This is a genomic window from Agrobacterium sp. ES01, from assembly GCF_050320885.1.
GTDB lineage: Bacteria > Pseudomonadota > Alphaproteobacteria > Rhizobiales > Rhizobiaceae > Allorhizobium.
In genome coordinates this window covers 379,992-393,975 of record NZ_JBNQTH010000004.1, presented here as the reverse complement: position 1 = coordinate 393,975, position 13,984 = coordinate 379,992, and the positions used below count along the sequence as shown (strand labels likewise).

The following is a 13,984-nucleotide window of genomic DNA, read 5'->3' as shown; positions in this document are numbered from 1 at the left end:
CGACCGCCACGCTTTTATTTATCAAATTCAATGGTTACGATCCGCCTGTGATCTCTGCGACGTAAAAAAGACATAGCGTGTCATTCGAAACAACTGCTTTCCGTGACGCTCTTCTCTCGCCGCAGCGATACGGGAGAAATCGATGGGATTTTATTTGAACTTATCCAGGCTTGAGACGTTAAAAACAATTGGGGGATGAGAGCGCCTGTACATTTTGACAGAGCTTCTGCTTCATCCGACCGACCGGTCCGCGCCCTGAGATTTCCCGATTTGACCGCCGCATCCCACGGTGGTCGCGAACTGCAAGATGAGAAAAGGTAAGACGCAATGAGCAACAAGATCGTACCCGTTATCATGGCTGGCGGCAAAGGTACCCGGCTGTGGCCGCTGTCTCGCGCCGCAGCAGCCAAGCAGTTCATCAAATTCGTTGGCGATCAGACGCTCTACCAGAATACGCTGGACCGGGTATCCGATACCGCGCTCTATGAAGCGCCACTTGTCATCACCAATGAGGAGTTTCGCTTCCTCGCCGCCGAACAGGCCCGCGAAGTCGACATCGCCCTTTCCGGCCTGGTTCTGGAACCGATCGCGCGCAACACCGCAGCCGCGGTCGCTGTTGCAGCCATCGTCGTTGCAGAACAGTTCGGCGAGGATGCCATTATTCAGATCCTTGCCTCCGACCACGAAATCAAGGCCGACAAGACCTATTGGGATTGCGTCAAGACCGCCCGGTCTGCAGCAGAGGCCGGCAAGCTTGTCACCTTCGGCATAAAGCCGACAGAACCGGCCACCGGTTATGGCTATATCGAGATGGGCAAGGAACTGCCCGCCGGCGGCAATACAGTTGCCCGTTTCGTCGAAAAGCCGGCCGAAGACGCTGCCAAGGAAATGCTGAAATCCGGGAACTATTACTGGAATTCCGGGATGTTCGTCTTTTCTGCAAAACAGATTTTGGCAGAATTGGAAAAAAACGCGCCAGAGGTCATCGAAGCCGCACGCGCTGCAGTTTCAAAGGCCGCCAGCGACCTCGACTTCATCCGCCTCGACAAGGATGCCTTTTCCGAAAGTCCGAATATCTCCATAGACTATGCCGTCATGGAAAAGACCAGGAATGCCGCGGTCGTCCCCTCCCCCATCGTCTGGTCCGACCTTGGAAGCTGGGATGCCATATGGAAGCTTGGCGACAAGGACGCGGAAGGCAATGTCATCTCGGGTAATGCCACACTCGTCAACACCACCAACTCGCTGGTCATGTCCCGCAACAGCCATATGGCCGTGCAGGGCATGGATGGCATCGCTGTGATCGCCAGCGAAGACGCCGTCTATGTGGGCAAGCTCGACGAGAGCCAGCAGGTCGGTGATCTCGTCAAGTTGCTGAAGAGCTCGAAGAAGACCGAACAACTGACCGAACTGCATCCGACTTCGCTGCGTCCTTGGGGCGGCTATACCTCGCTGATCAACGGCGACCGCTTTCAGGTGAAGCGCATCTTCGTCAGCCCGGAAAAGAAGCTGTCGCTGCAAAAGCACCACCACCGCGCCGAGCACTGGATTGTGGTGAAGGGCGTGGCCGAAGTCACCATCGATGACAAGGTGACACTGCTGCACGAAAACCAGTCGATCTATATCCCGCAAGGCTCCGTTCACCGTCTCGGCAACCCGGGCAAGATCCGCCTGGAACTGATAGAGATCCAGACCGGCTCCTATCTCGGCGAAGACGACATCATTCGCCTCGTCGACGAATTCGGACGCAGCTAAGCGCTACATCAAGCCAGCCGCTTTCAAAGACCCGGAGCGAATACTCCGGGTCTTTTTCGTTTGGCGCCTCTGTGGTCCCGTCCCACCGAAATCTCGTCAGTCACTCACGAAGACATCACTTGCCAATCATCGCCGCACGCATTATGACTGACCGGACAGTCATTCCTGGAGTGCGCTATGGTCTCGGATAAAAAGCGACGCAAGATCGAGCCAGAACAACGCCGGGCCGAAATCTTGTCGGCAGCAATGGTGTTGTTTGCAGAAAACGGCTTTGCGGCGACGCGAATGGAGGATGTCGCGGTGCGTGCCGGTATCGCAAAGGGCACGGTCTACCTGCACTTCCCTGACAAGGAGGCACTGTTCAGCGAGCTGATCTCCGGCATGGTATCGCCCATTGTCGAACGACTTCAGGCTTTCGCCGTTGTCGCCAGCGCCCGCTCCTGCCGGGAACAAGTCGCAGAACTCTACACCCTTATTCGCCGGGAAATCATCGAAACCGACAGGCGTCATCTGTTGAGACTGATGATCGCCGAGGGGCCACGCTTTCCCAAACTGGCCGAGCATTACTACCGCAATGTTACCGCACCCGGCATTTCTGCCATGCAGATGATACTTAAACGGGGGGCTGCGCGAGGGGAATTGCGCAGCGAAACGATCAGCAATTCGGCCCAGCTCTTAATCGCGCCGGTGCTTTTGACGATCATCTGGAACTCCTTGTTTGCCCCGTATGAAGCGCTTGATGCCGATCTTATGTTCACGGCCTTCCTCGACAGCATTTTTGTGCCGCAACAGGAAACGAGATCATGAAAAAGGCAGCAATTTTGCTTCTCATTGTCGCCGCTTGTGTGCTCGCCGCCCCCTACCTCTTTCGAAGCGAGCAGCATCAATCCTATCAGGGATGGATCGAAGCCAATCTCCGTTTCATCGGCGCGGAAACCTCTGCCCGTCTGACGGATCTAAAGGTCGCAGAGGGAGAAATCGTTCAAAAGGGACAGATGCTCTTTCGCTTCGAAGATGACATCGCACGTGCAAAGGTAGACGCCGCCGAGGCCAGTCTTGCGGCTGCCAGGGCAAAGCTCGAGCAGGCCAATGCTGCACAAAAGCGACCGCAAGAAATCGATATCCTCAAGGCATCCAGACGACAGGCGGAGGCAAACCTGGATCTCGCCAGCCAGGAGCTCGAACGGGTGAGAACACTCGCGAAATCCGGCACGACGACAAAAGCCAATCTCGATTCTGCCGTTGCAACCCAAGCGGCAAATCAGGCGGCGTTGGACAACATCAACGGCCAGATCGAGCTCGCGGCCATGCCGGCCCGGCAAGAAGCGATCAGACAGGCTCAGGCCGATATGGACGCAGCGCTGGCCGAACTTGAAGCCGCCAACAGCAGCCTTGAGCGGCTCACGATCGAAGCTCCCGTCAACGGCCGCGTCCAGCAACTCTATTACAATAAGGGCGAGATCGTGCCCGCAGGGCGTCCTGTCGTCTCCATCCTACCTCCGGCTGACGTCAGAATCCGTTTCTACGTTCCAGAAGGTGATGTCGCAGGACTGCATATCGGCCAGAAGCTGACTGTCACATGCGATGCCTGCGGCCCCATCGCTGCCAGAATATCGTTCATCTCGCAGACAACAGAATACACCCCGCCCGAAATCTACAGCCGCGAAGAACGCGCCAAACTCGTCTACCGCGTCGACGCCATTCCCGAACAGCCTGAAACGCTGAACCCCGGCCTGCCTGTGGATGTGATGCTGTCCACAGACCAGACAGAAAAGTGAGACGGTCATGCAGCCGGCTCCAGACGATGTGAAAAACGAACGGCAGAAGAACGCTTCAACCGATTGGGTAATCGAGGTCTCGCATCTGACCAAGAGCTTTTCCGGGCGCCGGGTCGTCGACGACCTGTCGCTGCAGGTGAAGGCCGGAACAATTCAGGGCTTCCTCGGCCCAAACGGTTCGGGCAAGACAACCACCATCCGCATGCTCTGCGGCCTGCTCACTCCCGATAGTGGCAACGGCACCTGCCTCGGCTTCGATATCCTCACGCAGTCAGACCAGATCCGCCGGCGGGTTGGCTATATGACGCAGAAATTCTCGCTCTATCAGGATCTCTCGATCCGAGAAAACCTCGAATTCGTGGCCCGGGTTTATGGTCTGAACAACCCGCGCAAACGGGCTGGCGATGCAATTGAACGGTTGGGGCTGGGGGGACGGGAAAAGCAGCTTGCCGCCAATTTGTCAGGTGGATGGAAACAGCGTCTGGCCCTTGGCGCCTGCATCCTGCCCGAGCCTGACCTGCTGCTGCTCGACGAACCGACCGCTGGCGTCGACCCAAAGGCGCGGCGCGACTTCTGGAGCGAGATCCATGCGCTGGCAGCAGACGGCCTGTCTGTGCTGGTATCGACCCACTATATGGATGAGGCCGAGCGCTGCCACGAGATCGCCTATATGGCGTATGGTAAATTGCTCGTGCGTGGAACGGTGGACGATGTGACCGCCTCTGTGGGCCTGACCACTTACACAGCCTCCGGCCCGACCGTCCATCAGCTGCAGGAAAAACTGGAACACCAGCCGGGCATCGACTTGGTCGCACCATTCGGCAACAGCCTGCATGTCTGCGGTCGCGATGCGAATGCTCTGGAGGCCGCGATTGCCCCCTTCCAGGACAACAGGGAAATCACCTGGAGACGCAGCGAGCCCAACCTGGAAGATGCCTTCATCGAACTGATGAACCGGTCGAAGGACAATTTCACATGACCGGCAACGGCATATCCGGTTTCTTCCGGCGCTCATGGGCCATGACCGTCAAGGAATTCATCCAGATGACCCGCGACCGGGTGACTCTTGCCACCATGGTGATGCTCCCGGTCATGCAGCTTTTCCTGTTTGGTTTTGCCATCAACACCACACCCCACCATTTGCCGACGGCCGTGCTGATGCGCGAGAATACCGATATAAGCCGGTCCATCATTGCGGCATTGGAAAACACAGATTTTTTCGATCTGCGCCAAACAGTGACGAGAGCGACGGACATGGACCGCCTGCTGGAAGCGGGCGAGGTTCTGTTCGTGGTCGAGATCCCCGAAGGTTTTGAGCGATCCGTCAGACGCGGGGAGAACCCCGCTCTGCTGGTGGCGGCAGACGCGACAGATCCGGTGGCCGCCAGTTCGGCGCTCGGTGCCCTGTCTGGCATCGTGTCCCATGCTTTGGCCGGCAATCGTGCCACGGAGATTGGAGAGCCGCGCGAACCGCCATTCACCATCATCCAGCACCGCCGCTATAACCCGGCAGGCTCCTCGACACTCAACATTGTCCCGGGCCTTCTGGGCACCATCTTGACCATGACCTTGCTGATCTTCACAGCGCTCGCCGTCACCCGCGAGATCGAGCGCGGCACCATGGAGAATCTTCTTTCCATGCCGATCAAGCCGATGGAAATCATGCTCGGAAAGATCGCACCATATGTGCTTGTCGGGCTCCTTCAGGCCATTATCATCATCGTCGCGGGCCTCTTTGTCTTCCACGTCCCCCTGCTGGGCAGCCCCGTCGCGCTCGTATTGCTGTCGCTCCTTTTCGTGATTTGCAATCTTTCGCTGGGCTACACATTCTCCACGATCGCCAGCAATCAGTTGCAGGCGGTGCAAATGACCATGATGTTTTTCCTGCCGAACATCCTGCTGTCGGGCTTCATGTTCCCCTTTTCAGGAATGCCGGACTGGGCGCAGTGGATTGGCGAAGCCTTGCCGCTCACCCACTATATCCGCCTGGTGCGCGCCATCATGCTGAAAGGCGCACCATTGTCGGTTTTGAGCTACGACACGCTGGCGCTGGCAATCCTGACTGCAATCACAATCACGATCGCAATTCGTCGCTTCCGGCGGACATTGGACTGATTAAGCGGTCTATACAGCGATCCGGGAGCCAAACAAGAGCTGCACATGACGCTTGCGCTTGCTTTATGAGATTGCATTGCACAAAGTCGACGTAATGACTGGATAAAGACAAGAACCGAGCAACAGACATTGGGGCGCGTATGTCGATTAAAGCGAGCATCTATCATTTAACGCATTACAAATACGACAAGCCCATCCGTCTTGGCCCGCAAATCATACGCCTCAAACCCGCGACCCATTCGCGCACCAAGGTTTTGAGCCACGCGCTCACAGTGTCGCCGTCCAACCACTTCGTGAACCTGCAGCAGGACCCCTACGGCAACTATCTCGCCCGCTTTGTGTTTCCGGATCCGGTGACCGAGTTCAAGATCGAGGTGGATCTGGTGGCCGACATGGCCGTCTACAATCCGTTCGACTTCTTCGTTGAGGAAGAAGCATCCGTCTGGCCATTCTCCTATCCCGATGACATCCGCGACGATCTGGCGATCTACATGAAGCCGGAGGGCGGCAGTTCGGCACTGGACGCCTTCATGGCGACCGTCGACCAGGCGCCCGGCCAGAAGACCGTCGACATGGTCGTCAATCTGAACGCCCGTCTGCAGCAGGATATCGGGTACATCGTGCGGCTGGAGCCCGGCGTGCAAACGCCTGAGGAAACGCTGACACTTGCCAAGGGCTCATGCCGCGACACCAGCTGGCTCCTGGTGCAGATCCTGCGTCGACTGGGACTGGCCGCCCGTTTCGTGTCAGGCTATCTGATCCAGCTCAAGCCGGACCTGAAGGCGCTCGACGGCCCGTCTGGCACCGAGACCGACTTCACCGATTTGCACGCCTGGGCGGAAGTCTATCTGCCCGGTGCCGGCTGGGTCGGCCTTGATCCGACATCGGGTCTGCTCACCGGCGAAAGCCATATTCCGCTGGCCGCCACTCCGCATTACAAGAATGCGGCGCCAATCTCGGGCGGCTTCTTCGGCGAGGCCAACACCGAATTCGATTTCGACATGGTGGTCAATCGTGTCGCCGAACACCCGCGCATCACCAAGCCGTTTTCGGAAGGCTCCTGGGACGAACTGAACGCGCTCGGCAAGGCCGTGGATCGTGAGCTTGAAGCACAGGATGTACGCCTGACCATGGGCGGAGAGCCGACTTTCGTATCGATCGACGACTTCGAAGCCGAAGAATGGAACACCGCAGCCGTTGGCCCGACCAAGCGTGAACTGGCGGACGACCTGATCCGACGCCTGCGCGACCGTTTCGCGCCCGGTGGTTTCCTGCATTACGGTCAGGGCAAATGGTACCCCGGCGAAAGCCTGCCACGCTGGACCTTTTCGCTCTACTGGCGCAAGGACGGCAAGCCGATCTGGGCCAATCAGGAGCTGATTGCCCGCGAAGGCAAGGACTACAAGCCTACTCATGAAGATGCCGCCAGGCTGTTGCAGACGATCGCCGTCGAGCTGGATCTGGAAGCCGAAAACGTCGTGCCCGCCTATGAGGATCCTGCAGAATGGATCGTCAAGGAGGCCAACCTTCCAGACAATGTCGACCCGTCGAATTCCAAGCTGAAGGATCCGGAAGAGCGAAGCCGCATGGCCAAGGTCTTTGCCAATGGTCTTACCAATCCCGCAGGTTATGTACTACCGGTTCAGGCCTGGCAGTCGCGCGCCTCGGGCCGCTCGTGGGTCAGTGAAAAATGGCGCACCCGGCGCGGTCAGCTTTACCTCGTTCCCGGCGATTCCCCGGTCGGTTTTCGTTTGCCGCTCAATGCGCTGCCGCATATTTCGGCGTCCTGGTATCCTTATGTCAATCCGGTGGATCCGACGGTCGAGCGGCCGCCCTTGCCCGACTACAAGGAAGAGGACCGCAAGAGCCGCGCTTTGCCCGAACACTCTTTCCAGGCAGACACGTCTGCGCAGCAGAAGCAGATCCCGCAGAGCTATGAGGAAATCGGCGGCCATGTCCGCACGGCGATTTCAGTCGAGGTCCGCGAGGGACGTCTTTGCGTCTTCATGCCACCAACGGCTGCGGTCGAGGAATATCTGGATCTTTTGTCCTCTGCTGAACGGGCAGCAACCGAACTCGGCCTGCCGGTGCATATCGAAGGCTACACACCACCGCATGACGACCGCATCAATGTCATCCGCGTCGCCCCTGATCCGGGCGTGATCGAGGTCAACATCCACCCGGCGTCGTCCTGGGACGAATGCGTGGCAACAACGGAAGCGATCTACGAGGAAGCACGTCAGTCGCGTCTCGGTGCCGACAAGTTCATGATCGATGGTCGACACACCGGCACCGGCGGCGGCAACCACGTGGTGGTGGGTGGCGCGACCCCCAATGACAGCCCCTTCCTGCGTCGTCCCGACCTGTTGAAAAGCATGGTCTTGCACTGGCAGCGCCATCCCTCGCTCTCCTATCTGTTTTCCGGCCTCTTCATCGGCCCGACCAGTCAGGCGCCGCGCATCGATGAGGCCCGTCACGACAGCCTCTATGAACTCGAAATCGCCATGGCTCAGGTGCCATTGCCAACGGAAGGCGCTCCACCTTTGCCCTGGGTGGTCGACCGCCTGTTCCGCAATCTTTTGATCGACGTTACCGGCAACACCCACCGCGCCGAGATCTGCATCGACAAGATGTTCTCGCCGGATGGACCGACAGGCAGGCTTGGGCTTGTCGAGTTTCGCGGCTTCGAAATGCCGCCGAATTCCCGCATGTCGCTGGCACAGCAGCTTCTGATCCGCGCCCTGATTGCCCGCTTCTGGCGCAATCCGGCATCGGGCAAATTCGTACGCTGGGGCACGTCGCTGCACGACCGCTTCATGCTTCCGAATTATATCTGGGAAGATTTCCAGGATGTATTGGCGGATCTGAGGGAGCACGGCTTTGATCTGAAGCCGGAATGGTTCACAGCCCAGCTGGAATTCCGCTTCCCCTTCTACGGCGAAGTCGAATACGAGGGCACCAAGCTCGAACTCAGGCAGGCGCTGGAGCCATGGCATGTCATGGGTGAGCAAGGTGCGATCGGCGGCACCGTGCGTTTCGTCGATTCCTCCATCGAGCGCCTTCAGGTGAAGCTCGATACCGGTAATCCGGATCGTTACAAGGTTGCCTGCAATGGCCGCGAGGTTCCGCTGTCCAGGACAAGTGTCAATGGCACCGCGGTCGGCGGTGTCCGCTATAAGGCCTGGCAGCCGGCATCGGGACTGCACCCGATGCTTCCGGTTAATACACCTCTTACTTTCGATATATATGATACATGGAGCGGGAGAGCCGTCGGAGGCTGCGTTTATCACGTTGCACATCCCGGCGGACGCAACTACGACACTTTCCCTGTGAATGGCAATGAAGCTCAGGCCCGCCGCCTTGCGCGTTTCGAGTCGTGGGGACACACTGCCGGAAATTATGTCTTGTCGTCGGAACCGGTCGCACCCGAGTTTCCGCATACATTGGACATGCGACGACCTCGAGGAATGTAACGGCGTATGGCAAACCAGACGGTTGCTGAGAAAGAGACGGAACCGAAGAAGGGAGGAGCCTTGGGTGCGAAGCATTACCGTGCCCTTCCGGGCGTAGCCGACGAAATGCTGGACGCCAGCGGCGTCATCAAGCCGGTCTGGCAAAAATTCGTCGCCGCCATCGATGCGATGTCCGAGCCTGAATTGCATGAACGCTTTGCCAGAGCCGACCGCTATCTGCGCGATGCCGGCGTCTTCTACCGCGCCTATGACGGCGAAGGGGGCGGCGAGCGTCCCTGGCCTTTCTCCCACATTCCGGTACTGATCTCCGAAAAGGAATGGGCTGCCCTGTCTGCAGGCCTTGTCCAGCGCGCCAATCTGCTGGAATCGGTCGTTGCCGATATCTATGGCGACAACAAGCTTGTGCGCGAAGGCTTCCTGCCGCCAGCTCTGATTGCATCCAGCCCCGAATATCTACGCCCCCTTGTCGGCATCAAGCCCGCCGGCGGGCACTACCTGCATTTCTGTTCCTTCGAAATCGGTCGCGGGCCTGATGGAGATTGGTGGGTTCTGGCCGACCGCACCCAGGCGCCATCGGGTGCGGGCTTTGCGCTCGAAAACCGCGTGGCGACGACCAGAGCCTTTTCCAACCTTTATGCAGAATCCCATGTGCACCGGCTCGCCTCCTTCTTCGGCGCATTCCGGGATGCGCTGCAGGGCCGAAAGCAGCATTCCGACGACCGTATCGCCGTACTCACACCGGGACCGGCCAACGAGACCTATTACGAGCACGCCTATATTGCCCGCTACCTCGGCATCATGCTGCTGGAAGGCGAGGATCTGGCCGTGGTTGATGGGCGTGTCATGGTGCGCACCGTGGCCGGCCTCAAACCGATCAGCGTGCTGTGGCGCCGTCTTGATGCCGCCTTCAGCGACCCACTGGAGTTGAATCAGAATTCCCATATCGGCACACCCGGCATGGTGGAGGCCGTGAGAAACGGCGCTGTGACCTTCGTCAACGCCCTTGGTTCCGGTGTCCTTGAAACCCGCGCCCTCCTCTCTTTCTTACCGACTATCTGTCATCATCTGTTCAACGAAGAACTGATCCTGCCGTCAGTCGCCACATGGTGGTGCGGTCAGAAGACCGAGCGCGAGCATGTGGCCCGAAATATCGACCGCATGGTCATCGGACCGGCCTATTCGCGCATGCCCTTCTTCGACGACAATGGCGTCTCCGTGCTCGGATCCAGCCTGCGTGAAACCGCACAGGAAACGGTGGCGAACTGGCTCTTGACCGATGGCGCAAAATTGGTCGGGCAGGAGGTTGTCACTCTGTCCACCACCCCGGCCTTTGTGGATGGCAAGCTGACACCGCGTCCGATGAGCCTGCGCGTCTATGCCGCCCGCACCCGCGACGGCTGGCAGATCATGCCGGGCGGCTTTGCCCGTATCGGTAGTTCGAATGATGTGACTGCCATTGCCATGCAGTCCGGTGGCAGTGCTGCCGACGTATGGATCGTTTCCGACAAGCCAGTCGAACGCACCACACTTCTCCCCACAGAAGAGACTTTCACCCGCAATCTGCCCGGCAGCCTGCCGAGCCGCGCGGCCGACAATCTCTTTTGGCTGGGCCGCTATATCGAGCGGTCAGAAGGAAGCCTGCGCGTGTTGCGCGCATGGCACGCGCGATTTGCTGAAGCGGCCGACCGCGGGGACCCGCTGCTTGCTGATGTCGCCGACTATCTGGGCTTTCTCGATATCGACATGGACTCCGAGAAGGGTGTGCCGGAAAGCCTGATCCAGAACCTCGACAGCGCGGTTTATTCTGCCAGCAATATCCGCGACCGCTTTTCGCCCGATGGCTGGTTGGCGCTGAAGGATCTGTCGAAGACCGCAAAACGCTTCCACGACCACGTCACACCGGGCGACGATGCCGCGCATGCAATGACCATCCTTCTGCGAAAGCTTGCGGGCTTTGCCGGTCTCGTCCATGAAAACATGTATCGCTTCACCGGCTGGCGCTTCCTCGCCCTCGGCCGTTATCTCGAGCGTAGCCTGCACATGACACGCCTGCTGGGTCGCATGTCCGGACCGGATGCACCCGATGGCGCGCTCGACATGCTGCTGGAGATTGGCGACAACGTGATGACCCATCGCCGCCGCTATAACGTCAACACGGCACATTTGACCGTGACAGACCTTCTTGCACTCGATCCGCTCAACCCGCGCTCCATCCTGTTCCAGCTCAACGAGATCCGCACCGAGGTCGAACAGCTTCCAAATGCCATGACGAATGGGCAGATGTCGCCCTTTTATCGCGAAGCCATGCGTCTGCATTCGAGCCTGGCCGTCATGGTACCGGAATCCATGAACGCCGATGTTTACGAAACGCTCGAGCGAGACCTTGAAAGTCTGGCCAATCTCATCGCCAGCACCCATCTTGGATAGACCTGAAATGCTATACGACCTATCGCTGCATATGGGCTATCTCTACGATACGGCAGCATCGGGAGCGCATCATATCCTGCGCTTGCTGCCGATGACCCTGCCTGATCGCCAAAGACTCGTTGCCGGCACCATATCGATTGAACCGACACCGGACGAAACCTCGACCTTCACGGACTTCTTCGAGCATCCGGTGACAAGCTTCCAGCTCCGCAGTCATCACGAAAAGCTCGACATCCGCATGAAGGCGCGCATCATCGTGCAGGCCGAACCGGTGACTGCCGATCTGTCGCCGGTGCTGGAGAATTTGCCCGCCGAACTGGCCACATATTGGTCCCTGGAGCCGGCATCGCCGCATCACTTCATGGGTACAAGTCAGCGTATCGATGAAGTGCCTGAGATTGCGGCCTATGCCCGCGACATGGTGACACCCGGACAGACTGTGCGACAGCTTGCACGTCATATGTGTACGATGATCAATCGTGACTTCACCTATGATCCGGAAGCAACGACCGTCGACACCACTCCGAAACAGGCCTTCGAGATCAAGAGGGGGGTTTGTCAGGACTTCACCCACGTGATGATCATCGCGCTTAGAAGCCTGGGTATTCCTGCAGGTTATGTCAGTGGCTTCCTGCGCACCATTCCACCTGAGGGCAAGGAGCGCCTCGAAGGCGCGGACGCCATGCATGCCTGGGTGCGTGTGTGGTGCGGTGCCGCGACGGGCTGGATCGAGCTGGACCCGACTAATGATATTCTTGCCGGCACCGACCACATCGTTGTCGGCTACGGCCGGGATTATTCCGATGTTGCCCCGGTCATCGGCATTCTAAAGACCTATGGCAGCCACCAGACAGTACAGGCGGTAGACGTCATCCCCGTCACTTGAGGCAGGTTTCAAAAGAACCCTAATTTCATTCAAATTTTACCACACTGTTTAAGTCGATTTAGACCTCTCCCTTGTATTTTGCGGCAAAACAACGCTGACATCGGTGAAAGTTCATGATGATCGACAACGGATTTAGCAAAAATTCTTTTCTCAATCTTCTCCGCGACCGGCGAGGCAATTTCGGGATGATAACCGCCCTTTTGCTCCCGATGGCTCTGGGTACCGCCGGTATCGCCATGGATCTTACCCATGTGATGACCATGAAATCCGAGCTTCAGAATTCTGCAGATGCGGCAGCCCTAGCAGCGGCCTCTGCCATGTCGGGCAAGGGTATCAGCGAGGAAGAAGCCAAGGAAATGGCGGAAAAATACCTTGCCGCCCAGATGATGAACCTCATGTCGACCGGTAATTTGTCAGCAGCAGGCCTTGAAGAGCTTGAGGATGAGCTGAAGAAACTCAAGGATTCGACGGATCTTGCAGCAACCGAAAAGACAAGCGGAACGGCCAAGACATTCGATGTCACGGTCAATACGAAACTCGATATAAAACTGAACCCTCTTAGCCAGCTACTCGGGTTCAAAACCGTGACTATAGGGGCGTCGAGCAAGGCGCAGAGCGCGACGGAAAGCAAGAATGCGCTTTCCATGTATCTTGTTCTGGATCGTTCGGGATCGATGGCTTGGGCAACCGACACAATCAATTCGGCAAAGAAGAAATGCCAAAACTACTATGAATGGAACTGGGGACGAAATATCCAGGCCACATCCCCCTGCTATGTGACGAAAATTGAGACACTTAAGATTGCAACAGCGAACCTGACGTCGCAGCTCAATGAGGCCGACCCCGACAATATCTACGTCCGCACAGCCGCAGTGTCGTATAGTTACTCGGCGCAGAAGCCCACCGATTTCCAGTGGGGCACCACGGCGACCCTGAAATATGTCGAACATCTGGACGCTGAAGGCGGCACCGCGTCAACAGACGCTGTCAAGGCTGCTTATACCGCGCTCTCCGGCTCGACAGAGGACGAGGCACACCAGAAGAAGAACGGACAGATCCCCAGCAAGTATATCGTCTTCATGACCGACGGCGACAACAACAGCACGAGTGACGACACAAAGACGATCAATTACTGCAACAAGGCAAAAGAAGAGGGAATGGAGATTTTCTCTGTTGCCTTCATGGCTCCCGATCGGGGACGCCAACTTTTGAAGAATTGTGCAACGGATGACCAGCATTTTTACACGGCCAAGGACGCCTCGGACCTCGTCGCGGCATTCAAGCAGATCGGCGAAAAAGCCTCGCAAGCGATGACCCGACTGACCAACTGACAAAGTCGCGCGCAAGCGCCACCGAACTTGAGACCATGAAGAAAAGTCGCCTCCAACGATTGGGGCGGCTTTTTTTGTGCTTTGCGCCGCAATATCGCGCAAACGGTTGAAATCGAATAGGTTTACAACAGTGTTCTGGTCATCGCTTTGCGATGCACCGAACAAATTCCCTTGTTGCAACTGTCCCACAACGATGCATAAACTGTCGATATCGATTGC

9 protein-coding genes are annotated in these 13,984 nt (G+C 57.8%); all 9 read left to right on the top strand.

All coding sequences use genetic code 11. The features are described from left to right. Positions 1-327 precede the first annotated feature (327 nt). On the top strand, positions 328-1,755 hold the full coding sequence (locus ACQQ2Q_RS14710; protein WP_428187848.1) for a mannose-1-phosphate guanylyltransferase/mannose-6-phosphate isomerase: 1,428 nt from the start codon (positions 328-330) through the stop codon (positions 1,753-1,755). 177 nt (positions 1,756-1,932) lie between these two features. After that, positions 1,933-2,562, top strand: coding sequence for a TetR/AcrR family transcriptional regulator (locus ACQQ2Q_RS14705; RefSeq protein WP_428187847.1), 630 nt, complete (start codon positions 1,933-1,935; stop codon positions 2,560-2,562). Further along, complete coding sequence (locus ACQQ2Q_RS14700) at positions 2,559-3,533, top strand: HlyD family secretion protein (protein WP_428187846.1); 975 nt, start codon at positions 2,559-2,561, stop codon at positions 3,531-3,533. The genes ACQQ2Q_RS14705 and ACQQ2Q_RS14700 overlap by 4 nt, the downstream gene beginning before the upstream one ends. A gap of 7 nt (positions 3,534-3,540) precedes the next feature. Then, positions 3,541-4,512: an ABC transporter ATP-binding protein gene (locus ACQQ2Q_RS14695; protein WP_428187845.1), complete on the top strand. Its 972-nt coding sequence runs from the start codon at positions 3,541-3,543 to the stop codon at positions 4,510-4,512. After that, positions 4,509-5,648 (top strand): ABC transporter permease, encoded by a 1,140-nt coding sequence (locus tag ACQQ2Q_RS14690; protein WP_428187844.1) that lies wholly within the window; start codon positions 4,509-4,511, stop codon positions 5,646-5,648. The genes ACQQ2Q_RS14695 and ACQQ2Q_RS14690 overlap by 4 nt, the downstream gene beginning before the upstream one ends. A gap of 140 nt (positions 5,649-5,788) precedes the next feature. Beyond that, positions 5,789-9,121 (top strand): DUF2126 domain-containing protein, encoded by a 3,333-nt coding sequence (locus tag ACQQ2Q_RS14685; RefSeq protein ID WP_428187843.1) that lies wholly within the window; start codon positions 5,789-5,791, stop codon positions 9,119-9,121. A 6-nt stretch (positions 9,122-9,127) separates the two neighbouring features. Beyond that, positions 9,128-11,548 carry a circularly permuted type 2 ATP-grasp protein gene (locus tag ACQQ2Q_RS14680; RefSeq protein WP_428187842.1) on the top strand — a complete coding sequence of 807 codons (2,421 nt, stop codon included), beginning with the start codon at positions 9,128-9,130 and terminating at the stop codon, positions 11,546-11,548. A 7-nt stretch (positions 11,549-11,555) separates the two neighbouring features. Continuing rightward, positions 11,556-12,434, top strand: a complete 879-nt coding sequence (locus tag ACQQ2Q_RS14675) for a transglutaminase family protein (protein ID WP_428187841.1) — start codon at positions 11,556-11,558, stop codon at positions 12,432-12,434. 185 nt (positions 12,435-12,619) lie between these two features. Continuing rightward, positions 12,620-13,765: a VWA domain-containing protein gene (locus ACQQ2Q_RS14670; RefSeq protein WP_428187840.1), complete on the top strand. Its 1,146-nt coding sequence runs from the start codon at positions 12,620-12,622 to the stop codon at positions 13,763-13,765. Positions 13,766-13,984 lie beyond the last annotated feature (219 nt).